12 protein-coding genes are annotated in these 25,483 nt (G+C 51.2%); all 12 read left to right on the plus strand.

What is annotated here, in order from left to right; all coding sequences use genetic code 11:
- Window positions 1–238 precede the first annotated feature (238 nt).
- Entirely contained in the window at window positions 239–400 is a 162-nt protein-coding gene (locus MHH46_RS04215) for a hypothetical protein (RefSeq protein ID WP_179086345.1), read from the plus strand.
- Between the two features lie 88 nt (window positions 401–488).
- Entirely contained in the window at window positions 489–5,543 is a 5,055-nt protein-coding gene (locus tag MHH46_RS04220; protein WP_081388004.1) for an endo-beta-N-acetylglucosaminidase, read from the plus strand.
- 178 nt (window positions 5,544–5,721) lie between these two features.
- The gene (locus MHH46_RS04225) at window positions 5,722–7,545 is read left to right on the plus strand and encodes a sensor histidine kinase (RefSeq protein WP_076195153.1); all 1,824 of its coding nucleotides are present in this window, start codon (window positions 5,722–5,724) and stop codon (window positions 7,543–7,545) included.
- Window positions 7,538–9,058, plus strand: a complete 1,521-nt coding sequence (locus MHH46_RS04230) for a response regulator transcription factor (protein ID WP_076195154.1) — start codon at window positions 7,538–7,540, stop codon at window positions 9,056–9,058. Before MHH46_RS04225 ends, MHH46_RS04230 begins: the two co-directional genes overlap by 8 nt.
- A 175-nt stretch (window positions 9,059–9,233) precedes the next feature.
- On the plus strand, window positions 9,234–10,736 hold the full coding sequence (locus tag MHH46_RS04235) for an ABC transporter substrate-binding protein (protein ID WP_076130103.1): 1,503 nt from the start codon (window positions 9,234–9,236) through the stop codon (window positions 10,734–10,736).
- Window positions 10,737–10,859: 123 nt separating this feature from the next.
- Entirely contained in the window at window positions 10,860–11,765 is a 906-nt protein-coding gene (locus tag MHH46_RS04240) for a sugar ABC transporter permease (RefSeq protein ID WP_282579979.1), read from the plus strand.
- A gap of 24 nt (window positions 11,766–11,789) precedes the next feature.
- Window positions 11,790–12,713, plus strand: a complete 924-nt coding sequence (locus MHH46_RS04245) for a carbohydrate ABC transporter permease (protein ID WP_036684927.1) — start codon at window positions 11,790–11,792, stop codon at window positions 12,711–12,713.
- Window positions 12,710–15,004 carry a glycoside hydrolase family 3 N-terminal domain-containing protein gene (locus MHH46_RS04250; protein ID WP_076130104.1) on the plus strand — a complete coding sequence of 765 codons (2,295 nt, stop codon included), beginning with the start codon at window positions 12,710–12,712 and terminating at the stop codon, window positions 15,002–15,004. The genes MHH46_RS04245 and MHH46_RS04250 overlap by 4 nt, the downstream gene beginning before the upstream one ends.
- 4 nt (window positions 15,005–15,008) lie before the next feature.
- Entirely contained in the window at window positions 15,009–18,167 is a 3,159-nt protein-coding gene (locus MHH46_RS04255) for an alpha-mannosidase (protein WP_076130105.1), read from the plus strand.
- Window positions 18,168–18,203: 36 nt separating this feature from the next.
- Entirely contained in the window at window positions 18,204–19,523 is a 1,320-nt protein-coding gene (locus MHH46_RS04260; RefSeq protein WP_076130111.1) for a glycoside hydrolase family 125 protein, read from the plus strand.
- Entirely contained in the window at window positions 19,520–22,681 is a 3,162-nt protein-coding gene (locus MHH46_RS04265; RefSeq protein WP_370511269.1) for an alpha-amylase family protein, read from the plus strand. The genes MHH46_RS04260 and MHH46_RS04265 overlap by 4 nt, the downstream gene beginning before the upstream one ends.
- Before the next feature lie 21 nt (window positions 22,682–22,702).
- Window positions 22,703–25,450: an alpha-mannosidase gene (locus tag MHH46_RS04270; protein ID WP_076195155.1), complete on the plus strand. Its 2,748-nt coding sequence runs from the start codon at window positions 22,703–22,705 to the stop codon at window positions 25,448–25,450.
- The last annotated feature ends 33 nt before the right edge of the window (window positions 25,451–25,483 follow it).

Genomic DNA, 25,483 nt, shown 5'->3' on the forward strand with positions numbered 1-25,483 from the left:
CCTCAGAAATGAGCGAATGCGGTGGAGTGGCGGAGATAAGAGGCAAAAGAGACCACGCTCCTTCATCCTCTTTATATTTTCAACCAACATATGTTTAACGACCCACTCATTGACAGGATATCGAGCCTTGATAGCACGATAATCTTTAATTTATCCAGCATATCTTTAATTTTGCGGCTATTTGTAAGGAAAGATCTGGGTTAGATTAGGGTGGACTAATCAAAGTAAGGCAGGAGGGTTGCCAACAAAATTGAATGCGCTTGCACGATCGGGGTTGAATACAGAATGTGCCTGCACGAATGTGGTTGGATACAGAATCTGTAGGCAGAAGAGAGTAGAAGAAGAAGAAGAAGAAGTAGAAGAGGGTAGGAGCAGCAGAGGGACGGGACAACAGAAGTAATCTACTTGCTGTTCGGCGACATAGTGAGACACATTACGCTTCATGGATGAGAGTAACCGAAACAACTACAGGACGAGGAGAGTGGAAAATGAACCTTCACACCGGTAAAAAGGCGCGTCGTAAGCTGACATCAGCTGTTCTGGCGGCAGCTTTGCTAGTTTCAGGACTTCCCCTAACGGCTTACGCCGGCGATACGTGGCCTTTTACAGGAGACAGTGCGCCGGGTGCCAATCAGCCTAATGTACATGGATATACGAGCAGCCATATTGCGAACTGGAGTCCGGCAACCGATCCGGATGCAGAGCTGTTGAGATCGCGGGTGCCGCTGCAGAAGCGGAATGCCCCATTTGCTGCAACCCAAGCTAACCCAGCACTTAGCGCAGATACACAGATGATCAACGTTGCTGGCGACTACGGGAATGCTTTTATTGAGAACGCGCCGTATACGAACAAGTTTGCGCAGTATCACTTTAACTTTTGGCAATATATCGATTACTACTCCTATTGGCACGGTACAGCGACTGCGTACACCCCGCCGGAATATTATGATGAATTGGCCCAGAAGGACTGGCAGCAAAAATGGTTCGAATTCGGCATGCTGAACATCCCGAACCCTACCTACACCGATGCAGCGCATAAGAACGGCGTGTTGTCATTGGCGGGAATCTTTTTTTCCAATAATGACCGTGGACAGCAGACGTACAAACAAATGATAGTTAAAGACGAGAATGGTAATTTTCCGGTGGCGGATAAACTGATCGAGATGGCCGGGTATTTCGGGTTTGACGGTTATTTTGTAAATCAGGAAGAGATGAATCCGAATGTAGCGACCCAGGATATCCCCGATTACATCGCTTTTATGAAGGTGCTGCAAGAGGGCGGCCTGTATGTACAGTGGTACGACTCGCTGAACACCAATACCGGTGCTAATACGTTCGCCCGGACGATTAATGATACCAATATCTCCTTTTTAGTGGATAAAAGCACCAAGGAACCCGTCTCCAATTCGTTTTTCTTCGACTACGGGGCTGGCAATACACAGATTACTAACGCGGCTAATTACTTAAGCAATCTGAATGCCAGTCTGGGAACAAGCTACAACTTGTTTGAAGTTGGTTTTGCAGGGCTGGAAGCAGGCCGCGACCGGTTCAAGTCCGTTAACGGAACAGCGTTGATGAACAAGCTGGACAGCAATGGCTTGCCGCGGCTCAGCTTGGCTACACTCGGTGCGGACTTTGTTCATGCCGGTCTGGATGAGGACATGAACCTGTCTTACCCGGTCTCGCACAGATCTGAAAATGACTACCAATGGATGACAAAACTGCGTGAGCAGCTATGGTGGTCAGGCCCGAACGTGGACCCTAAGAATACGGTCAAATCGGCAACCAATACCGTTTCCGATGTTTATGCCGACAACCGTTACTGGCCGGGAATCTCCTCCGTCATTGCGGAGCGTTCGGTAATTAAGGACAAGAACTTTTACACCAATTTTAACACTGGACAAGGCTTGTCCTATTCCGTGAACGGTGAAGTATCGAACCCGGATGAGTGGTCTAATATGAGCTTGCAGGATATCCCAGTGACTTGGCAGTGGTGGCAGGATACTGCTGGCAATAAGCTTACTGTAGATTTTGATTATGGACCGGAGTACAACCTTGCGAGTACAAACCGTTACAACTATGAGCAGATCGGTGCGTATAACGGTGGCAGTTCACTGGTGGTAAACGGCAATCTGAATGCGAAGAACTTCTTGCGTCTGTACAAAACAGAGCTGGAGGTCAATGGCAACTCCAAGCTGTCGATCAGCTTCAACAAGCCATCTGCCACAGATGCTTCGGCGATGGCAGTAGGACTCATCCTGGCTGATGATCCGAATACCGTCGTAGAGGTCGCTGTTCCAAACAGTGGTCAGCACTCGGACGGTTGGTTGACAAAGGAGCTGGACCTCAGTGCATACGCGGGTCATAATATTGCAGCCCTTGGACTGGTCTTCGATCCCGGGCAAGGAACAGCGTCCACCTACCAGATGAACGTCGGACAGCTGCGCGTTTATGACGGGTCTGCCGTAAAGCCCGCAGCTCCTGCGGAATTAGCAGTTGCGGAAGCTTTTACAGATACAGGTGAGATGGTTGTGAAGTGGAAGCTAGATCCCGATTACACTAAGATCAAGCAATATAATGTGTACGTGAATGATGTATTTATGGGCGGCAAATACGATGAGGTGTTCTACCTGAAGCATCTCCCGGTGAAATCCGGAACCCTTAAAGTGGTTGCAGTGGGTGCGGATGGAGTGGAGGGTGAAGCGGCAACGCTGGCTTTTGATCTGGATGCGGCGGTTTCCGGAGTGAAGGTGGATTCAAGCGCGGACGGGGAGTTGACTGTGAACTGGACGAACTCCGCCCAAGCTTCCGGTGACATTACCGTTCGAGTGCAGTCTTTGAATTGGATTACGACATCCGAACCGGTGTCACAGCAAGTGGTTGTCCCGGCAGGTGCAAGCACTGCGCTGTTCACGGGGATGCCGGTAAACGGCGATGATTACATTGTCACCGTTACCGCAGGCAACACCGATCCAGTCTCGGTCAGCGGCCAGTTCATCGACACGGTTGCGGAACCTTACGCGGAAGAATGGTCCTGGACGGACGGTAAGCTGAATCTGCCGATGCCGAATACTAGAGACTGGCGGTATATGTATGTGTATGAGGATGGGAATGCAAAATCTTTTGCCACAACGTATAGCTCTGGCAATAAGCCGATGATTATCCGTGGACGGACAACTAAGGCGAGCTTAAGCTTCACCTCGTCGGCAAAAGTTGTGCATGTGGTGATGGAGGATTATGCAGGCAACCGCTCCAAACCTGTCTATCTGAAAGGAAGCTATCCCGTTCTCTTTGATGCTAATGGGGGTGAGCCAGCAAATACTGTGGCCGAGGCTGTGTATGGCACTTTGCTGATGGAGCCTACAGGCATTGCCAGAGAGGGTTATGACCTGGAAGGCTGGTATGTTGGAGAAGGAGAAGGTGCGCGAAGATGGAATTTTACCGAAGATCTAATAACCGGTGAACTGAACTTGCAGGCGAAGTGGGCCTTGCAAGCTCCAAAGGTGCAGATCGTAGGGGAAGGCTCCTTCCGTGAAAATACGTCCGCGACACTAACGGCAGTTGCCACTGGCGCAGGGCAGCTGACTTATGCCTGGTATGCGGACACAGGCAGCGGTTATGGAGATGCGTTGGGAGTGTCCGCCTCCTATACTATCCCTGCTTTGACTACCGGGATGGATGGCAATAAGTACAAGGTCATCGTCACCAATGAATCTGGTGACAGCAGTGAAGCAGAGTACACAATTAACTTAACTCCGGCTGAAGCACCATGGGAAGCGCCTGATTTCATAACCGATCTTCCGTCTGCACTTGATGTCATTACTGGTGAAGAAGTGAAGCTGTTCGTACAGATCCGCGGGGATGTGGAATCGGTTCGCTGGGAGACGAAGGCAGCAACCGCAGAGGAATGGACTGTGGCGGAGAGCGTGACTTCGGCGGTATACGCATTTACTGCTTCTGAAACAGACAGCGGTACGCAGTTCCGTGTGGTTCTGACTGGAAAAGAGGGAACGGAGCCTTCCACAAGAACCGGTAATGAACTTACGGTGACAGTACATCCGGCACCCGATGCGCCAATTATCACCTCTAATAGTGTAGATAAGAATCCGGCAGTTGTAGGTGATAAGGTGTCTTTTGCCGTAGTAGCTTCTGCAGTTTATGGCGAGTTAAGCTACCAATGGTTGAAAGACGGGCAGGCCATTGAAGGTGCTGTGGAGCGTAATTATACGATTCCTTCTGCAAAAGAAACAGACAGCGGCGAGTACACGGCCGTAGTCACCAACACCAAAATACTGAATGGTCACCCTTATACGGCTGTTCAAAAGAGCGGAATTATTAATTTCAAGGTCCACAATACTCCTGTATCTACACCGCAGCCGACATCGGCTCCAGGGACAGGTACGGGAACTGGTGGGACGACTCCGGCAGCGACAGCAACGCCGCTTCCAAGTCCTACTAGCACAACTTTGACAGTTCCAGCAAGTGCACTCAGTACATCTACTGAGAACGGCAAAGTGACGGTAAATGTGCCGGCAGGCGTTACAGCTATCGAGCTGCCTGTGAATGCAGGTGAATTGCTCGGGATCCATCAACTTGAATTGGCTGCCTCGGGAACCACACTTGGTATTGCGCCGGAATTGCTGGTGCAATTGAAGGCTCTGCTTAATGAAGCCCAAGCTTCAGGCGGCAAGATTCTGGTGAAGCTCAGCCCGGAGACTTTGAACATGAGCACACTGAAAGTAGAGCGTGGGGTGGTCTTGCGGGGTACAGGTATGACGTTTGATCTGAGCATCATCGCGGGGAATGGCACATCTAGCCGTCTTCCAAGCTTCAGCAAACCAGTAACCTTACAATGGAATGCAACAAATACGGATTATAATACTAATTTGCTTGGTTTATATGCTATTGCTGAAGGAGGTTCGCTTACCTATCTCGGCGGAGTGTACGCGAATGGCTTCCTGCAAGGGGAGTTTAGCGGAACAGGCAGGCTGGCTGTGCTGGAGTACAATAAATCCTTCGCTGATGTTCCGTCTACTCACTGGGCTGCGGACACTATCCGCCAGCTGGCGGCTAAACATCTGGTACAAGGCACTTCCGAAAATGGATTTGAACCCGCCCGCAGGATTACAAGAGCGGAATTTGTGAAGCTGCTGGCTGGCGTGCTGGGACTGCAAGATCAGGCGGAATTGAAATTTAGTGATGTGCCTTCTGGTGTCTGGTATGAGCAGGACCTGGCGCGTCTGGTCCGGGCAGGTATTGTAGGTGGACGCACTGCTGAGCACTTCGATCCGAGTGCGAACATCAGCCGCCAGGAGATTGTCACTATGCTAATGCGTGCCTATGTACTGGAGCATGGAGCGCTTCAGTCATCAGCCCCGGCAACATTCACCGATTCCGGTGAGGTAGCAGCCTGGGCGGCAGACAGCGTGAATGCTGCTTCATCACTGGGTCTGGTGAATGGCCGCACGGACGGGAAGTTTGTTCCCGGTGGCTTGGCGACCCGTGCCGAGGCTGCGCAGTTCATCTTGAATTACATCCGGTAGATTATATTGCCTCACCACGGTCTGCCCAAGGAGCCCTTTGCTCCATGGGCAGACTGTCTTTGCTTGGCGGAGGATTGCAAGCTTTTACCAGCCACAGGCAGGAAGCACCTCATGCTATACTTTATTCATAATGACAAGCAGCGAAGCTTAGTCTTCCCCCTGCTGTAGGAGGTTGCTGATGTTTCCGGGGAAATTGTACAGAAAGTATCTGAAGAATAATCTGTTTATGAAAATCATCCTGCTCTTCTCAGTCATTGCCGTGGTCACCATTATCACCTTCTCCTACCTGATGTTCTTGCTCATGTCTCAGGCTGTAGTGCAGCGGCAGATGGAGATTCAGAAACGTACCGTGGAGAGCATCAACAGCTATATTGAGCAGAAATATGACTCTGTACAGTCTATGATGCGGGACGTGTACCGGGACACGGAGCTGACTGCTAATACGTCGTATTTGCTGGAGCATCCGTATGAAGATTACGTGAGGTACCGGCTGGACCGCTATTTCAACGAAAGTAATGCTACGACGGATACCGTGCAGTTTTTTCGCAATCAAGTTGAAGATGATCCTGATATCCGCAGTTTAATGCTCTACAGTGCAGCTGAACAGCAGCTGTATGTCTATAATGACCAAGGCAAATTTCAGATTATTTCCACTAATGCAGCCCACTCTTTCGTACCGGATGCGCTGTATCTGGAGGAGGAAGGGAGTGTCACTGCTCCAAACACTTGGGTCAGTCAGGCGATCTCATCTCCGGAGGGGCCAATGTTTACGGTCCGTACCCCAGTCAATAACAAGATATCACTGCGCAACATTGGTCAGCTTCTAGTCTATTTTGATGCCAGTGAGGTCTGGGGGAGTATGGGCAATTATAAGGATGACTTCAAGGGAAAGATTCTGGTGCTGGCAGCGGATGGGGATGTGTTATTTGATACCTCGGGCACCTATTATGGAAAGCGCTATCCTTATCCCGAGCAGATGAATTCTGCCTATACAGATGGTGAAGAAGTCGGCGGGATGATCATTACTAAGCAGACTCACACCCAAGGCGGATTTACTGTGTTGAGTGCTGTACCTAAGCAGGAATTAGCCGCCACTTATAGGGGATTGCGGAACATGATCTTCATTATCTGCTTGATCTGCCTGTTGTTTGCGATTATTACACCCACTTTATTTATCAATAATTTTGCCAGACGGACTCATAAAATTATCAAGTTCACCCGCAAAGTGAAAAACGGTGACCTGGATGCCCGGATTACCGATGTCAGAGAAGACGAGCTGGGGCAGATCTCCAAGAGCTTCAACGACATGCTGGATGAGCTGAATCTTCATATAGACCGTGTGTTCAAGGCTGAAATCAAGCAAAAACATACCGAAATCGCCGCGCTTGAAGCCAGGGTAAACCCACATTTTCTCTACAATACCTTGGAGGTGATCCGAATGAGAGCAATCTCTCAAGGAGCTTCAGATGTCGGGGAGATGATCTACAGCTTGTCGGTGTTGTTCAAAAGCTATGTTCATCAGAAACCCAAGCATACGATGAAGGATGAACTAGAGGCCTGCCGTTTATATCTGGAGCTGTTCCGCATCCGTTATAAGGATAAATTCTCTTATACAATGGAATGCGGGAAAGAGCTTACAGGAAGAGTTGTACTCAAAATGTCGCTGCAGCCTATCATTGAAAACTACATTCTACATGGGATGCGCGTGGACAAGAATGATAATCACATCAGTGTGGCTGTGGTCAAGGATGGCCAATATTTGCGTGCGGTAGTTACAGACAATGGGCGGGGGATTGCCCCGGACAGATTGGTCCAGCTCAAAGAAGGTCTTTTGCAGCCAGATGAACAATCGGAATCATTCGGCCTGCGCAGTATTCATGAACGTTTGAAGCTGCTTTATGGCAGTGAGTATGGCATTGAATTACAAAGCGAAGCGGGTACCGGCACAACCGTGACTGTGTATTTTCCCGATCTGGGAGAGGATGATCCAAACCATGTATAAAATTTTCATTGTGGACGACGAGCCTTTTATTATCGAAGGATTATATGACATTGTGGATTGGGCAGCACTGGGGATGGAGATTGTCGGCCACGCCGAGAACGGACAGGAAGCGCTGGAGTCGTTGCGGTTTGTTCCAGCGGATATTCTGATTACGGATATTTCCATGCCGCTGATGAACGGGCTGGATCTGATCCGGGCCGTACGGGAGATTCAGCCGGAGATCAAAGTTGTTATCCTCAGCGGCTATGATGAGTTCGGTTATCTTAAGGAAGGAATGGCGCTCGGCATTGAAAATTATCTGCTCAAGCCTATTAATTTGCAAGAGTTCCGGGCAACATTAGTGACTGCCGCCGAGAAGCTGGGTGTCTCCCGTCAAGAGAGTCAATTCAATGCGCATAGTATTTCCATTCTGCGCGATAATGTGATGTACCGCTGGCTGCGGTGCCAGATTGGGCCGAAGGAATTCTGTGAACGGACTGATTTTCTGGGACTTAGACTAGATAAGCCGCTGGTGCAGGTAGCCCTGCTTCGCCCTGAACAGGACGCTGCCGAGCTATTTCAGGCGGTGGAAGAGGTTGTAGGCGGTAACCCGTCTTTGATTGCATTCCGGGATATGGATGGAGATACCGTGCTGCTGCATCTGCTTAGTGAGTATCAGCAGGGTAAAGAAGCGGTGGAAAGGCTTCATGCGCAGCTGCTGTTATCCCTAACTGGCGGTCCGCCAATGCGTCTGTCCGTAGGAACGGTGGAGGAGATGGAGGAGGCGGCGGCTCAGAGTTATGCCCATGCAAAGATGACTCAGGAATATTTCATGCTGTTTCCAGAGCGGAATTTGCTGCATTATGAGGAAGTTCAGGACAGGCATGAGGTTGCCGTCCAAGGCATGCCGCTGAATTGGGAAGATGATCTCAAGCTGATTATGGCGAAGGATAAGGAAGCGCTGCTGGTGCGGATCCAGGATCATTTTGAGCAGCTGCGGCGGATGGAGGGGATTACACCCGTGCTGCTGCAAGGCATTGCCATGGAATGGTTGATCCGCTTCAAGATGCAGCTGCAGGAGATTCGTCATGTGGAAGAACCGGAGCTTTTCGCAGACGGTTTTGGCCTCATTCGCTCTACAGTTTCCATAAATGAACTGACTCAGATTATTCAGGAAGCCGCTACCATTACGGTAGACGCCTTAGTTCGGGACGTAAAGAGTCCAGTCGTGCAGCAGGTGCTGAATTATATCCATGAGTCCTACAATGAAGATGTGTCACTGAAGACCCTCGGTGCCCAATACCATATTCACCCGGTGTATTTGGGACAGCTGTTCCATAAAGAGGTGAATGAGTCGTTCACCGAATATATCAATAAATACCGGATTGAGAAGGCAAAGGAGCTGCTGCGGAATACCTCACTTAAAGTTCATGAAATCGCTCTCAAAGTAGGCTATTGGGAGACCGGCTATTTTTACAAACAATTTAAGAAGCATGTCGGGATATCTCCTACGGAGTACAAAGGGCTTGTCTAGCGGACCCCCGCTGCAAGCTTTTTCTTTATTTTCTACATGATTTATTTAGTTTAGCTTCTGTTTGAAAATGCTTTCATAAATTACAGTAAAGATAGTCCTTGAAGGAGAAAGCTGCTGGTTTAATTCCGGATTAGGCCAGCGATCTTGAGGTAAACAAAGGGGAGGTTATACAGGAATGGGCAACAACAAAAGAAAAAGGTTTTCCCTGTTACTGACATCACTTATGGCATTCTCGCTTGCGCTCAGCGCATGTGGCGGCGATTCAAACAACGCCGCAACTAACAGTTCAGGAGCGGGCGGCGACGGTGCATCATCCGAGAAACCGGTCGAACTGATCTGGTACACGATCGGCGGACCGCAGAAGGATCTGGACCGTGTCGTGGAAGAAGTCAATAAGTACACTAAAGAGAAGATAAATGTCACCCTGAAGATGAATATGATTGATTTTGGCGATTATACACAAAAAATGCAGGTCAAAGTAGCCGCTGGCGAACCCATGGACATTCTCTTTACGTGTTCCTGGGCGTTCGATTATGTGCAAAATGCCCGCAAAGGCGCTTTTATGGAATTGGACAGCCTGCTTAATGAATATGGAAAAGGCATCGTAGACACCATTGATCCGGCGTTCCTGGAAGGCTCCAAGGTAGATGGACATAATTATGCCGTACCTGCCAACAAAGAGCTTCCGGCGCAAGAAGTTTGGCGCTTTAATAAAGAGCTGCTCGACAAATATAACCTCGACATTTCCGGGGTGAACACAATGGAAAGCATTGAACCACTGCTGAAGACGATCAAAGAGAATGAACCGGGCATCACGCCTTACGCTATGGTGAAGGATTTCATGCCAGTACTGCCGTTCGATTACATCATTGAAAAGATGCCAATGGCTGTTTATATGGACACGAAGGATTACAAGATCGTGAACATTCTGGAAACACCAGAACTCAAAAGCACTCTTGAAACCGTTCGCAAATATTACAAGGCAGGTTATATCTCGCCGGAAGTAGCAACTACAACTTCGGTGGATGATCTCTACAAATCTTCCAACTGGTTCATGGATCGTGCAGCTACCCAGCCGATGGCGGACAATCTGTGGTCGGCAAGCTACGGCTATCCTGTAGTTTCCACGCCAGCTGGCAAACCTTACATCTACAACTGGTCCGTTATGGGTTCGATGCAAGCCATCTCGGCTAACTCCGCATATCCGGAGAAAGCGATGGAGTTCCTGAACCTGCTCAACACCGATCCGGTGCTGCGCAATATGATTGACTCCGGAATCGAAGGCGTGCACTACGAGAAGACCGGTGAGAATTCCATGAAGAACCTGGATGAATCCAAGAACTATGACATGCCAACCTTCTCGCTGGGCAATATCATGATCAACTATTTGAACGAGGGTGACCCTGAGAACAAATGGGAAGAGTTCAAAAAGTTTAATGAATCCGGTGTAAATGCACCGCTGCTTGGTTTTAACTTCGACACTTCCAAGGTGACTACTGAAATCGCTGCGGTTCAGAACGTAAAAGAAGAATACTGGTCACCACTGATGACTGGAACCGTTGATCCTGACGAGTATCTACCGAAAGCTATTGAGAAATTCAAGGCAGCTGGTTTGGACAAAATTATCGCTGAAGCGCAATCGCAAATTGATGCCTGGAAAGCGTCCAACAACAAGTAAAACATCAACGTAAGAGAAGATCGGGGCAGGGGCGTGGCCTCTGACCCGGTCTTTTTTTGAAATATAAGGACATACAGGAGGGATCTAAGTGTGAAGACAATCAGCGGATTTATAAAAAATATTATGAATAACAAGATTATGCTGCTCATGGTTTTACCAGGTGCGCTTTGGTTTCTCTTTTTCTCTTACCTGCCGATGATAGGGACGATTATTGCTTTCAAGGAATACCGCTTTAGCCGCGACGGCTTCTGGGCGAGTATTATCAACAGCAAATGGGTGGGGCTAGACAACTTCAAGTTTTTGTTTACCACCAATGACGCGTACATCATTACCCGCAACACCTTGCTCTACAATGGAGCGTTTATCCTGCTTGGCTTGATCTTGTCGGTTCTGATGGCGATTGTGCTGTCCGAGATTGTGAACAAGAAGCTGGCCAAAGTGTATCAGACCGGCATGTTCCTGCCCTACTTCCTGTCATGGGTCGTTGTCGGCTATTTTGCATTTAGTTTCCTGAGCTCCGAACGCGGGATGCTGAACCAGATCATGGGCTTTTTTGGCGCAGAGTCAATTCAGTGGTACTCGGAAAAAGCCTACTGGCCGTTCATCCTGATCCTAGTCTATCTGTGGAAAGCAGTTGGTTACAACAGCGTAGTTTATCTCGCAGCTATTATGGGGATCGACAAGTCGCTGTATGAAGCGGCGATGATCGACGGAGCTAGTAAGTTCCAACAGATTCGCAATATTACACTGCCGTTGCTGAGTCCAATTATCACGATCATGACCCTGCTGGCCATCGGTAAAATCTTCTACGCCGACTTCGGTCTCTTTTACCAGGTGCCTCGTAATTCCGGTACGCTCTACAGTGTCACGAATGTTATTGATACCTATGTCTATCAAGGCCTCAAAACAACGGGTGAGATTGGTATGAGCACTGCCGCAGGTCTGTATCAATCGGTTGTCGGCTTTACGCTAGTGATGACCTCTAACTATATTGTCCGCAAATACAACAAGGATAGCGCTTTGTTCTAGAACCTCATGAAAGGAGTGGGCCATATGTCTTCCATTACTAAGACTAAAAAAGAACGTGATTTCCACCATCTCTCGACGCCCTGGAATATCACTTTTAATCTGATAGCCGGCATCTTTGCGTTTCTGTGCGTGTTTCCGTTTCTGTTCGTCGTGATCATCTCCTTCACCGATGAGGTGGCGCTGGCGCGGGATGGCTATAAGCTGATTCCGGCAAAATGGAGTCTCGGCGCATACCGTTATGTGTTTGAATCCGGAGATATGCTGCTGCGTTCTTATGGTGTGACGATTTTTGTAACGGTGATAGGGACGATTATCAGCCTTTTGTTTATCGCTTTTTATGCGTATGCCATTTCCCGGAAAAGCTTCCGTTACCGCAATTTTTTCTCGTTCTTCGCGTTTTTTACCATGCTGTTCAACGGTGGACTTGTGCCGACTTATATTATCGTTACGCAGTTTCTAAGCCTGAAGGATACGATCTGGGCGCTGATTTTGCCGCTGGCGGTGAATGCTTTTTACATTATGATTCTGCGCACCTTCTACAGCACGAGTGTGCCTGATGCCATTATCGAATCCGGCAAAATCGACGGGGCGGGCGAGTTCCGTATCTTCCTGAAATTGGTGTTGCCTTTATCACTGCCCGGTCTGGCTACGATTGCTTTGTTCAGCACCCTCGGCTATTGGAATGACTGGTTCAATGCGCTGCTGTACATCGACAACCCGAATTTAGTCCCGCTGCAATCGATGCTGATGCGGATCGAGACCAGTATGCAGTTTATTTTGCAGAACTCCCAGAACAGTTCGCTCAGTCTGGAAGCTCTTCGCTCCATGCCGCAGGATACATCGCGGATGGCGATGGTCGTGCTGGCGACAGGACCGATTATTTTTGCCTATCCGTTCTTCCAGCGTTATTTCATTCAAGGTCTTACCGTAGGGGCTGTTAAGGAATGAGTTATACAAACCCGAATTTACCTGCTGAAGAACGGGCGGAGCATCTGCTCGGACTGATGACTTTGGAAGAGAAGGCCGGTCAGCTGATTCAGCCTTTTGGCTGGCAGGCCTATGAACATAGAGACGGTAAGATGACCTTGACAGAAAGCTTCAAGGAGAAGGTTGCCGGGGGCGGCGTTGGTTCGCTTTACGGGATGTTGCGCGCTGACCCGTGGACCGGTGTGACGCTGGCTACTGGCCTGTCTCCGCGTGAAGGTGCGGAAGCGGTGAATACGCTCCAGCGGTATGTGCTGGAGCATTCGCGGCTGGGCATTCCGGTATTGATCGGCGAGGAATGCTCGCATGGCCACATGGCGATCGGGGCCACCGTATTCCCGGTGCCCCTGTCGCTCGGCAGCTCCTGGAATGTAGAGCTGTATCGTGAGGTCTGCCGCGCCGTAGCGCTGGAGACACGCAGTCAGGGCGGCGCGGTTACGTATTCGCCGGTGCTGGATGTGGTGCGCGATCCCCGCTGGGGCCGCACCGAGGAGTGCTTCGGCGAGGACGCTTACCTGATCAGCGAGATGGCGGTTGCGGCTGTTGAAGGTCTGCAGGGGGAATCCTTGCAGAGCGGCGGCAGCGTGGGGGCTACGCTGAAGCATTTTGTGGGATACGGCAGCTCAGAAGGCGGCCGGAATGCCGGACCTGTGCACATGGGCTGGCGTGAACTGCTGGAAGTGGATCTGCTGCCCTTCAAAAAAGCGGTCGAAGCGGGTGCAGTCTCCATTATGCCTGCTTATAACGAAATAGACGGCGTGCCTTGCACGACAAATACAGAGCTACTAGAGGATATACTCCGCGAAGCTTGGGGATTTGAGGGTCTAATCATTACCGACTGCGGAGCTATAGAGATGCTGGCCTCTGGCCATGATGTGGCTGAAGATGGCATGGATGCAGCAGTGCAGTCACTGGAAGCCGGCATCGACATGGAGATGTCCGGAGAGATGTACGGCAAATACCTGGTGGATGCCGTTCGTGAAGGCAAGCTGGACCCGGCACTGCTGGATCGGGCGGTCCGCCGTGTGCTGACGCTCAAGTTCAGGCTGGGCCTGTTCGAGCAACCATTCGCTGATCCCGATGCGGCTGAACGCGTCATCGGCAGCAAAGCGCATCAAGAGCTGGCCCGGCAAGTGGCGGGCGAGAGCATCATCCTGCTGAAAAATGAAGCAGGTGTGCTGCCATTGTCCAAGACCGCCGGCACGATCGCCGTCATTGGCCCTAACGCCGATGCCGGGTATAACCAGCTCGGCGATTATACCTCACCGCAGCCTCCGGCTAAGGTAGCGACCGTGCTCAGCGGCATCCGCAGCAAGCTGGCTGCAGAGCCGGAGCGGGTGCTCTATGCACCGGGCTGCCGGATCAAAGGCGATTCGCGCGAAGGTTTTGAAGCCGCGCTCGCTTGTGCAGAGCAGGCTGATACCGTTGTTATGGTCGTCGGCGGCTCCAGTGCACGCGATTTCGGGGAAGGCAGTATCGATCTCAAGACAGGCGCGTCCAAGGTGACGGAGAATGCCTGGAATGATATGGACTGCGGCGAAGGCATTGACCGGGTGTCATTGACCCTGTCGGGAGTGCAGCTGGAACTGATCCAGCAGGTTCATCAGCTCGGCAAACCTGTGATCGTTGTTTATATTAACGGCCGTCCGGTGAGTGAGCCTTGGATTGACGAGCATGTACATGCCATTCTGGAAGCCTGGTATCCAGGCCAAGAAGGCGGGCACGCTGTTGCGGATATCCTGTTCGGCGATGTGAACCCGTCCGGGAAGCTGACTGTATCCGTGCCGAAGCATGTGGGCCAGCTCCCGGTCTATTACAACGGTAAACGTTCCCGTGGCAAAAGATATCTGGAGGCCGATTCCCAGCCTCAATATCCGTTCGGCTTCGGGCTTAGCTACACTGAATTTACGTACTCCGGGTTGAAGGTGGAGCCGGAAGTAATTGCGGCTGGGGAGACGGCTACAGTTTCCGTGGACGTTCAGAATACAGGAGACCGTGAGGGCGCAGAGGTGGTGCAACTGTATATTTCCGATGTCGCCAGTAAGGTCACCCGTCCTGCCAGGGAATTGAAGGCTTTTGACAAAATCAAGTTGGCTCCGGGTGAGAAGCAAACCGTGTTGTTCACGGTAGGGTCGGAGCAATTGCAATATATCGGACCGGATTTAAGACCTGTTGTAGAGCCAGGAGCGTTTAAAGTGCTGGTGGGTAAGCATGTAAATGATACACTGAGCACCGATTTGACGGTGAGGGGGTAAAGACATGGAACGCATTAAACGCTTCATCCGCGAGCTCTCCGAGCAGCAATGGCTAGAGGTGCAGGAATTGCGCGATTGGGAGATTCTGTCCTCGGTGTATCAATTGCCGGGACAGTATGACAAGCTGCAGCCTTATAAGGACGGCAGCAATTATGATCTGTTCCCGAGTGTGCAAGGAACGACCTATTTCTTCCGCCGTACTTTGGAGATTCCGGCTAACTGGCTGCCGGGCCACATCGGGCTGATTTTTGCTTCAGGTGGGGAAGGGCTGCTGCGGGTGAACGGTGAATCGCGGCAAGGACTTGACCGCAATCATACCTTTGTGACCCTGACAGGTGATCCATCTGGCCGTCCGTTGGACCTGGAAATCGAACTCTTCGATCCGGTCCCCGAGCCGGTGGACCCATTAAATCAACAGGCGGTGATCCAGCCGCCGATTCGGATGATCCACAGCCAGCTGGTGCTGGTGAATAGACCTGTGCAGAGTCTAATGTACACGGCAGTAGTGATTCGCGATTCGGCAATTCTGCTGCCTGAGCAGGACCAGCGCCGTAACCGGATGCTGGAAGCTTTGTATGTGGCAATGGATGAATTCGTTGGCCTTACCACGCAGGAGATCCGCGAGGGTGGTGAGATTACGCGAATCGAGCAGAAGCTGCGGGGCAGAGTCGGGGAGATCGGCGGTCATGCCGAAGGAACAATCCACATGGTGGGCCAGTCCCATATCGATATTGCCTGGCTGTGGCCTGCGCGCGAGACCGTGCGCAAGACGAGCCGGACGTTCTCGACGGTGAATGCCCTGATGGACGAATATCCTGACTATCAATATGCGCAGAGCCAGCCGCTGCTGTTCGAATATTTGAAAGACAATGACCCGGTACTCTATGAGAAGGTCAAGGCACGCATCCGTGAAGGACGCTGGGAACTGGTCGGTGGGATGTGGATCGAACCGGATCTGAACATTCCGAGCGGAGAATCGTTGATGCGGCAAATGCTATATGGTCAACGCTTTTATCTCGAAGAGTTCGGGCGCACCTCGCAGATTGAGTGGCTGCCGGATACCTTCGGCTACTGCGCTTCTCTGCCGCAGATTCTGCAGCATGGTGGCATCAAATATTTTATGACCACCAAGTTGGGCTGGAATGACACCAATGTCTTCCCTTACGATCTGTTCCGTTGGGTCGGCATTGACGGCACGCCGATGTTGTCTTACCTGAATCATGGGGTCAATGAGAATACGCTGCCCAAAGATGTGCATGAACACTATCAGTCCTTCCGCGAAAAAGATAAACATAATGAGCAGATGCTGCTCTATGGGCATGGTGACGGCGGCGGCGGGGTCACCCGCGAGATGCTGGAATATATCCAGCGTGCCGAGCTAATGGTCGGCCAGCCGGAGAGTAAATACAGTAATGCCGCGGATTTCTTCGCGGGCATTACGCGCAGTCAGCCGCAGCTGCCGCAGTGGCGGGGCGATCTGTATCTGGAGCTGCACCGCGGCACCTACACCACGCACGGCCGCAACAAGCGGAACAACCGCAAGGCGGAAGTGTTGTACCGTGAAGCGGAGCTGTGGCAGACATTAGCTTCGCCGCAGCTGGACACGGAGCAACATGCCGTAGTTGCCGGGCAGCTGCATCAGGGCTGGAAGCTGATTTTGTTGAACCAGTTCCATGATATTATTCCGGGCTCGGCGATTACCGAAGCTTACGAGACCTCGGAGAAGGAATACGCAGAGGTATTTGAGCTTGGCCGTGATGCGCTTCAGCCGGGGCTTGCGGCATTGGCCGGGAACATTAACACGTCAGGCGAGGGTACACCTTACATTGTTTTTAATGGTTTGGGTTGGATGCGGGATGCCGTGGTCGAACTTGCCCTCAATGAAGAAGGAGTCGCTAGCGGAAACTTTGCGGTGTATGGCGAGGATAACGTACTGCTGGAAGCAGATGTCCTGACGGAGGAGACAGTAGTTTCTGGTGTCTCGGTTCTCGTTCCGGAGATTCCAGCCTTTGGTTACAAGACGATCTGGATTCGTGATCTGTCTCAGAACACATCCGTTGAAAATAATGCAGAATCTGCCGCTGCTGAACATAATCAAACAGCTATAGGAGTTGTTCCCTTCGGCGACCGTTGGGAGACGGACTATTATCGTATTACCTTTAACGAGCGGGGAGAAATCACCAGTCTTTTTGATAAAAAAGGAAACCGGGAGATCGTAAAATCCGGTGAGCCGGCGAACCGCTTCCACTTTTTCCACGACCGTCCGACGCTTTGGGATGCCTGGGACATTGACAACCGTTATGAAGCCCAACCCGCCGGGGAGGCTGAACTTATAGAAAAGGGAGTGATCCGCACTGGTGCGGTGCAGGATATTTTGCGCTTCCGCTGGAAGCTGGGCCAATCCGAGATTACTCAGGATATGATTCTACATCACCATAATCCCCGGATTGATTTCCAGACGCATGTAAGCTGGAACGAAGCCCATAAGCTGCTTAAGGTAGGGTTTCCGATTGATGTTGTCGCGGATAAGGCGACTTACGAGATTCCATTTGGTGCGCTGGAACGTCCGACCCACCGCAACACCAGCTGGGAGCAGGCGCAGTATGAGGTTTGCGGGCACCGTTTTGCCGATGTATCCGAACGTGGATATGGCGTCAGTCTGCTGAATGATTGTAAATACGGCTATGACATCCAAGGCAGTACCATTCGTTTGTCGCTCCTGCGCGCGCCGAAATGGCCGGATGTTACTGCGGATCTCGGCGAGCACGACTTCACCTATTCGCTATATCCGCACCGTGGGGATTGGCGGGAGGCTCATACTGTTCGTCGTGCAGCAGAGCTAAATCATGAGCTGTATACTTTTGCCGCTTCTTCAACACAGGGGCAGCTGCCACCAACAGGCTCATTTATTGGATTCTCGGGTGAGAATGTGGTGCTGGATACGATTAAGCCATCCGAGGACGGGCAGGGGACTGTTCTCCGTTTCTACGAATCCTCGGGAGGCCGCGAGCGGGTCCAGCTCAAATGGCAGCATCCAGTTCAGAGCGTCTACCTGTCCAATGCTCTGGAAGAGCAGCTGGAACAGATCGAACACACGGCTGACGGTGAATTGGAACTTCACTTTGCCCCTTACGAGATCAAAACAATCTACATCAGAAATTAAATAATCACATCACAGATGCAAAGGAGCATAACTCACTTGGAACAATTCCGATTACCCAAAATAGCAATGCCCCAGCTGCCGCTGCCGCAGGCTGTACAAGAAGTGCTTGCCGAAGCAGAGGAGAAGCTGGCACATCGCCCGAAGCTGTTGCAGCTGTTCAAGAACTGTTTTCCGAATACGCTGGAGACGACGACTAAACTGCTGGATGACGGAACCACCTTTGTGATTACCGGCGATATTCCGGCCTCCTGGCTGCGTGATTCAGTTGAGCAGGTAATTCAATACGTGCCTCTGGCCAAAAACGATCCCGATCTCCAGCGCATTATCGGCGGTCTTATCAAACGCCATATTCAGTATATTCATATCGATCCTTACGCCAATGCATTTAATGAGTCGGCCAATGACTGGCACTGGAACACTACGGATGTGACCGAGATGTCGCCATGGGTGTGGGAGCGTAAATTTGAGATTGATTCGTTATGTTTTGTTGTGCGCCTCGCTTATACCTACTGGAAAGAGACGGGCCTGACTGATTTCTTCGACGCTGGGTTCAAGTCGGCCATGCGCCAGATTTTCGATTTGTTCAAAAGAGAGCAGCGGCATTTCGAGCAGTCTCCGTACCGGTTCAGCCGCAATAACGGCATTCCGGAAGATTCTCTGCGCAATAGCGGTCTCGGCATGCCGGTGAACTATACCGGAATGATCTGGTCGGGCTTCCGGTCCAGCGATGATGCCTGTGATTTCCACTACAACATTCCTGGCAATATGTTCGCTGTTGTCGCGCTGCGCCAGATGCAGGAATTCGCGGAGTGGGTCTTCCGCGACCTAGAATTCCTAGCTGAACTTAAAGAGCTGGAATTTGAAGTGGATCATGGCATCAAGCTCTACGGCATTTATCGCCATCCGGAGTTTGGTCCGATTTATGCTTATGAGACCGACGGCTTCGGCAATTACTGCCTGATGGACGATGCGGGAACGCCCGGACTGATCTCCATTCCGTATCTGGGTTACGCTTCGGCGGATGATCCCATCTACCAGAACACCAGACGTTTCGCATTGAGCAAAGAAAATCCGTTCTATTATGAAGGCACAGCTGCCAAAGGGATCGGCAGCCCGCACACTCCGGAGAACTATATCTGGCATATGGCGTTGTCTATGCAGGGCATTACGGCTCAGACTGCCGAAGAGAAGCTGGAACTGATTGCGATGCTGGAAAGTACGGATGCCGGAACCGGATATATGCATGAAGGCTTCCATGTGGATGATCCTAGTGTATTTACCCGCAGCTGGTTTGCATGGTCGAACAGCTTGTTCTCGCAGCTTGTCTATCGGGCGATGAAGGAAGGTATTCTGTGAGCGGGGGCCGTATCATCCTGTTCGCGGACCCGTCTTTTCCCGGGTATACCGCAGCGGGCGGACTGACAGCGGAACAGGCACAGTCTATAGGAATACATCATACTGACCCTCCTGTTCATGCAGCACAGCTGGCCGAAACGCTGGACAGCGCCAAGGCCGGGGACTGCTTCGTTAGCTTCCATGCTCCATACTTCCCAAAGGAAGCTTGGCCTTCCATCGTCGCTTATTTGAGCAGAGGCGGCAGCTTGATCAGCATTGGCGGTGCCCCGTTTAAGCATCCAGTCCGCCTAGTCGCTGAAGAGTGGCGGGTCGAAGCTGAGCAGACTGCCTATCACCGCCAGCTGCATATCCATGAAGCGCTGCAGGTGAGCAGCGCAAATCGCATACAGCAGCATGTCGCGCTTAGAGACATTCCGCTCTTTGTAGGCGATGAGCAGCTGCTGGCCCTGTCGGATACCTGGAACCTGGTGCCGCATGTCACTAAAAGCAGTGACCTGCCGGAGCAGATGGGTTCCAGTGGACCCATGGACACGCGGATCTACCCGCTGCTTAAGGGCATTACCGCCGCCGGGCGGGAAGTTTCAGCTCCAGCTGTGCTGTGGGAGCATATCGGCGGGCCTTTTGCTGGTGGCCGTTGGATCTTCATCGGCCAACCGCTTACGCCTGATTTCTGGAATCAAGGCGGAACGGAAGCATTAACCCGCTGGGCAACTTTTGCCGCTCGGGGAGTAACAGAGCTGTGGCTGAAGCCTAACTATGCTTCTTATGAAGAAGGCGAGCGGCCGCTGCTGTTTTTGCAGGGTCAGCGGCTAAGCCGTAGCCAATCGTCACCGACATCAGCGCAGTGGACCCTGAACATCACTCTGAACAAAGACGGGGAGTCTATCCCATGTTTCACTCACGAGTGCAAGCTTGAGGTCAGTCGCGAGCTGAACTTCCTACGTGTACCGCTTGCTATAGAAATTCAACCTGGCCTGTATCATCTTTCTTGCCATGCTGTATCGGAAGAAGGCGAAGTGCGGATGTTGCGTCAAGGCTTTTGGGGATATGACGTGGGCCTGTTATCGCAGGGGGAACCGATTAAGGCTGGAAGAGATTATTTTATCAAAGACGGTCAGCCTTTACCTGTTGTCGGCATGACTTATATGACCTCTGACGTAGCGCGGAAGTTTCTATTCCTGCCAAATGCTGATGTCTGGGATCGGGATATGGCACAGATGCGGAAGGCAGGCATCAACTGGATTCGTACCGGCATCTGGACAGCCTACCGCAATATTATGCAGGTAGACGGTCATGCCTCGGAAGAAGTGCTGCGAGCGATTGATGCTTTTCTACTGACTGCGAAGCGGCATGAGCTGCAGGTAACCTTTACGTTCTTCTCCTTTACACCGGAGACTTGGGAAGGGACGAATCCTTATCTCGATCCGCGCAGTGTAGAAGCGCAAAAACGGTTCATCCGCTCCATCATCGCACGGCATCGCACGACAACCCATGTGGATTGGGATTTGATCAATGAACCGTCAATGTTCGATCCGCCGCGGATTTTCTCGGACGGACCGAGCTCGGCGCGAGATAAATATGAACACGCTGCTTTCTCTGCTTGGCTGGAAGAACGCCATGGTGATATAACTTTGCTGCAAGAGCGCTGGAATATGACGCCGCTGGAATTGCCGGATTTTGCGGCTGCACAACCTCCTGAGCGAGAAGAGATTAACTTTAGTGTGCAGGATATTCATTCCGGGAAGCGCGGCACACGTTGGCTCGACTACTGCCTGTTCTCCATGGACATGCACAACGTATGGGCAAGGGAGCTTAGCGGGACTATCAAGGAACTCTGCCCAGATCATTTAGTGACCGTAGGGCAGGATGAGGCTTTAGGTGCCCAACGGCCATCGCCGTTCTTTTATGAGCGCGATGTCGATTACACCACTGTTCACAGCTGGTGGTTGAATGACAATCTGCTCTGGGATGGAATTTTTGCCAAAACCCATCATAAACCGAACCTCATTCAGGAGACCGGCATCATGTACGTAGAGACGCCAGACGGACGGGCTAAACGCAGTGAGGAAGAATTGCGGGCCATGCTGGAGCGCAAATATGCCTATGCGTTTGCTTCTGGAGGTGCCGGGGCTGTGCAATGGATCTGGAACACGAACTTTTATATGGATAATGCCAATGAATCACAGATCGGTGCGCTGCGGGCCGATGGGACTGAGAAGCCGGAAGCGGATGTGTCTTATGATTTTGGGCGGTTCATCGGCGAAGCCGGGGGATTATTTGACGGGCGGAAGCTGGAAGAGATTGCCGTGGTTTTCCCTTACTCTAATGACTTCTCTAACCGGAAGCTCGCCTATGATGCGACTACCCGCCTGACGCGGATCTTATCTTATCAGCTTCATTTGCCTTTCCGCGCCGTATCGGAATACGATCTGGCTCCGCTGGAGGCAGAGCCGGCTAAGTTGATTCTCCTGCCGAGTGTGCACAATCTGGATAATGACGCCCTTCAGCAATTGCTGGACATAGTGGAGCGTACAGGTGCCGTTCTGCTCATTACTGGAGCATTGGGGGTTGATGCGTATTGGCAGCCTTCGGATCGTATGGACGCAATAGTAGGAGCCCGTAAACTTGGTAACATGCGCCGTGAGGAGCAGCTTCTATTGAACGGACGCAAGTTTGCGGTGTCCTATGGACAGAAGCGAATCGCGGAGCTAGTCAAAGAAACGCCAGCAAATGCAGATGTTGATTCGTCTAGCTCAGGTGGTGTGGGTGATCACCTCATCGAACGCCAGCTTGGTACAGGTCGCCTGATCTGGTGCCCGCTACCTTTAGAACTGAATGACCGCGACGAGCCGATCGCCGCGCTCTACCAATATGCTGCACAAGCCGCAGGTATCGAAACCGGGCTGGAATGGATCAGCGGTGGAGACCTGCCAGGTGTGTACGGGCGAAAGCTTGCTTTTGCAGAAGGTTCATTGTATATCTTCGTATCTGAATACGCCTGGGATGCCGAACTTGAAATAAAAGATCCTGCAACTGGAGCTCATTACTCATTTTTACTGGAGAAAGAACGTTCGGTGTTGTTTGCAGCTGATTCAGCGGGCAAGCTGGTAGCTGTCTACAGACCTGAAGAGGTTAACATTACGCTTAATAAATGCTGAAGAACTGAGGTGTACACACAGATGACCCACACAACAACCAAAACAGCCCATATCGTGTCCCATACTCACTGGGACCGTGAATGGTATTTGCCCTATGAGAAACACCACGTCCGTCTGGTTCAGCTGGTGGATGCACTGCTTGCGAAGCTGGACGGAGATTCCGCCTTCCGCAGTTTTTACCTCGATGGGCAAACCATTATTCTGGAGGATTATCTTCAGGTTCGGCCAGAGAACAAAGAGAAGCTGGAGAAGTATATCCGGGATGGGCGAATCTTGATTGGACCTTGGTACATTTTGCAGGATGCGTTCCTGACGAGCGGCGAGGCAAATGTGCGGAATATGCAGATCGGCCATCAGGATGCCGAGAAATACGGCGAGCCTTCCAAAATCGGCTATTTTCCCGATACGTTTGGATTGGTCGGACAGACTCCGCAGCTGATGTTGCAGTCAGGGATTACGAATGCTTTTTTTGGACGCGGGGTGAAGCCTACGGGATTTAACAACACTGTATCGGATGCAGGTTATGAGTCCTCTTTCTCCGAGCTGATCTGGGAAGGGCCGGATGGATCCAAAATTCTCGGTATCCTATTTGCCAACTGGTATTCTAACGGCAATGAAGTTCCTGTTGAGGAAGGTGCGGCTCGGGAATTCTGGGACCGTAAGCTTGCGGATGCAGAGAAGTATGCTTCAACGGGGGAGTTATTGTTCATGAACGGGTGCGACCACCAGCCTCTGCAATTGGATTTGCCGGAAGCTATCCGCACCGCCGAAAAGCTATACCCTGAAGTGAAGTTCGTGCATTCAAATTTCCCGGACTATCTGCAAGCCTTGGATCAGCAATTATCCTCGGGTCAGCGGGAGCTCTCCACCGTTACAGGGGAACTGCGCAGCCAGCGTACTGACGGATGGGGCACCTTAGTGAACACAGCCTCAGCCCGGGTTTATTTGAAGCAGATGAACCAGCTGGGCCAGACTCTTTTGGAAAAAGTAGCCGAGCCGCTGGCCTCCATCGCCCGCCTGTCCGGACAGGACTACCCGCACCATCTATTCACCTATGCCTGGAAGACGCTGATGCAGAACCATCCGCATGACAGTATCTGTGGTTGTAGTGTGGATGAAGTGCATCGTGAGCTGGTAACTCGTTTTGATAAAAGCCGGCATGTTGCTGAGAGCATCATAGATGACAGTGCTAAGTTTATCGCAGATCAAGTGGAGACTTCTGGCTTTTCCGCATACGGGGAAGATGCAGTTCCTTTTATAGTGATGAATACCACGGGGTGGAAGCGTACGGGAACGGTAACTATAGAGCTGGATGCTGAACGGTTATATCTGCGCGAGGGTTATCCTTTGGATGAGACCGCCCGCAGAATGCTGGCTGTTGATTTGTCCGGCAGGATTCTCGTCGATCACACAGGGGAGGAATTAGCGTCTACAGTGGAAGATCTGGGTTTAAACTTTGGTTATGATCTGCCTGATGACCAATTCCGTCAGCCGTATATGTGCCGCAAAGTGAGACTTACTTTTGAAGCACGCAATGTGCCTGCACTTGGGCTTTGTACTTACGCTTGGGTACAATCAACTACGGAATCCGCTCAGGGAAGCTCTTTAATAGAAGGAGAGCGCAGCTTGGAGAATGCATCTCTCAAGGTAGTTGTTGCTGAGGATGGTTCATTTACGTTATTGGATAAGCATAGCGGTACCACTTATCGTGAGTTGGGGATTTACGAGAATACCGGAGACGTAGGCAATGAATACATGTACAAGCAGCCAGAAGGTGAACAAGCGCTGACGACCAAAGGCCAGCCTGCAGTTATTAAGGTGATTGAAGACTCTCCCTTCCGTGCGGCCATTGAGATCCGAATAGATTGGGAGATTCCGGCTTCGGCGGATGACACCTTGGAGGCGGAACAGCGTGCACTTGTGTATTATCCTGAGCGTAAAGCGCAGCGGAGTGTAAATACGGTGGTTTTGAAGCTTCGTACCGTCGTATCGCTGGAGCGGGAAGGCAAAGGTGTGCATATTGAATCCACAATTAATAACCAAGCCAAGGATCACCGGATACGAATGCTGTTCCCGACCGATCTGTCTACCGATGTGCATCGTGTGGATTCTATGTTTGAAGTGGCTACACGGGACAATAATCCGGCACCAGAATGGGCAAATCCGAGCAACACTCAACATCAGCAATCCTTTGTCGATGTCAGCAATGGCAATGTAGGACTTACGGTAGCCAACCAGGGATTGAACGAATATGAGGTTCTGCGGGATGGACGCAATACTATTGCCGTCACCTTGCTACGCAGCGTAGGGGAATTGGGGGATTGGGGCTGGTTCCCAACTCCGGAAGCTCAGTGCCTGGGCGAATACACAGCACAACTGGAGCTGATTCCTCATTCTGGTGAGGGAAGTGAACAACGGGCATTTACAGAGGCCTATCAATTCCAGACTCCTTGGACGGTATGTCAGACCGGCCTGCATAGCGGGAAGTTGAACTCTGGATATACCCCATTGGTTTGGGAGGGAGACAACATGGCCTTCTCATCCATGAAAATGAACGGAGCTTCCGGCGACTTGTTTTTGCGTTGGTACAATATGTCCGCTCAGCAGACAGAGTTGCAACTGAAAGTGAACAGTCCTCAAGAGTATTTATTTAAAAGCAATATCTTAGAGCAGCCTAACCCTGCTTTACAAGGAGCAACGTCTTCGGTTCACCACTTAGAGGTCGGACCATCTGAGATTGTAACTGTAGGTGCGAAATTAAGCTTCTAAGTAAAAAGATGTCCCGGGGCTTCCCTGCCGGGG

Source organism: Paenibacillus sp. FSL H8-0175 (genome assembly GCF_045040615.1).
GTDB lineage: Bacteria > Bacillota > Bacilli > Paenibacillales > Paenibacillaceae > Paenibacillus_AQ > Paenibacillus_AQ odorifer.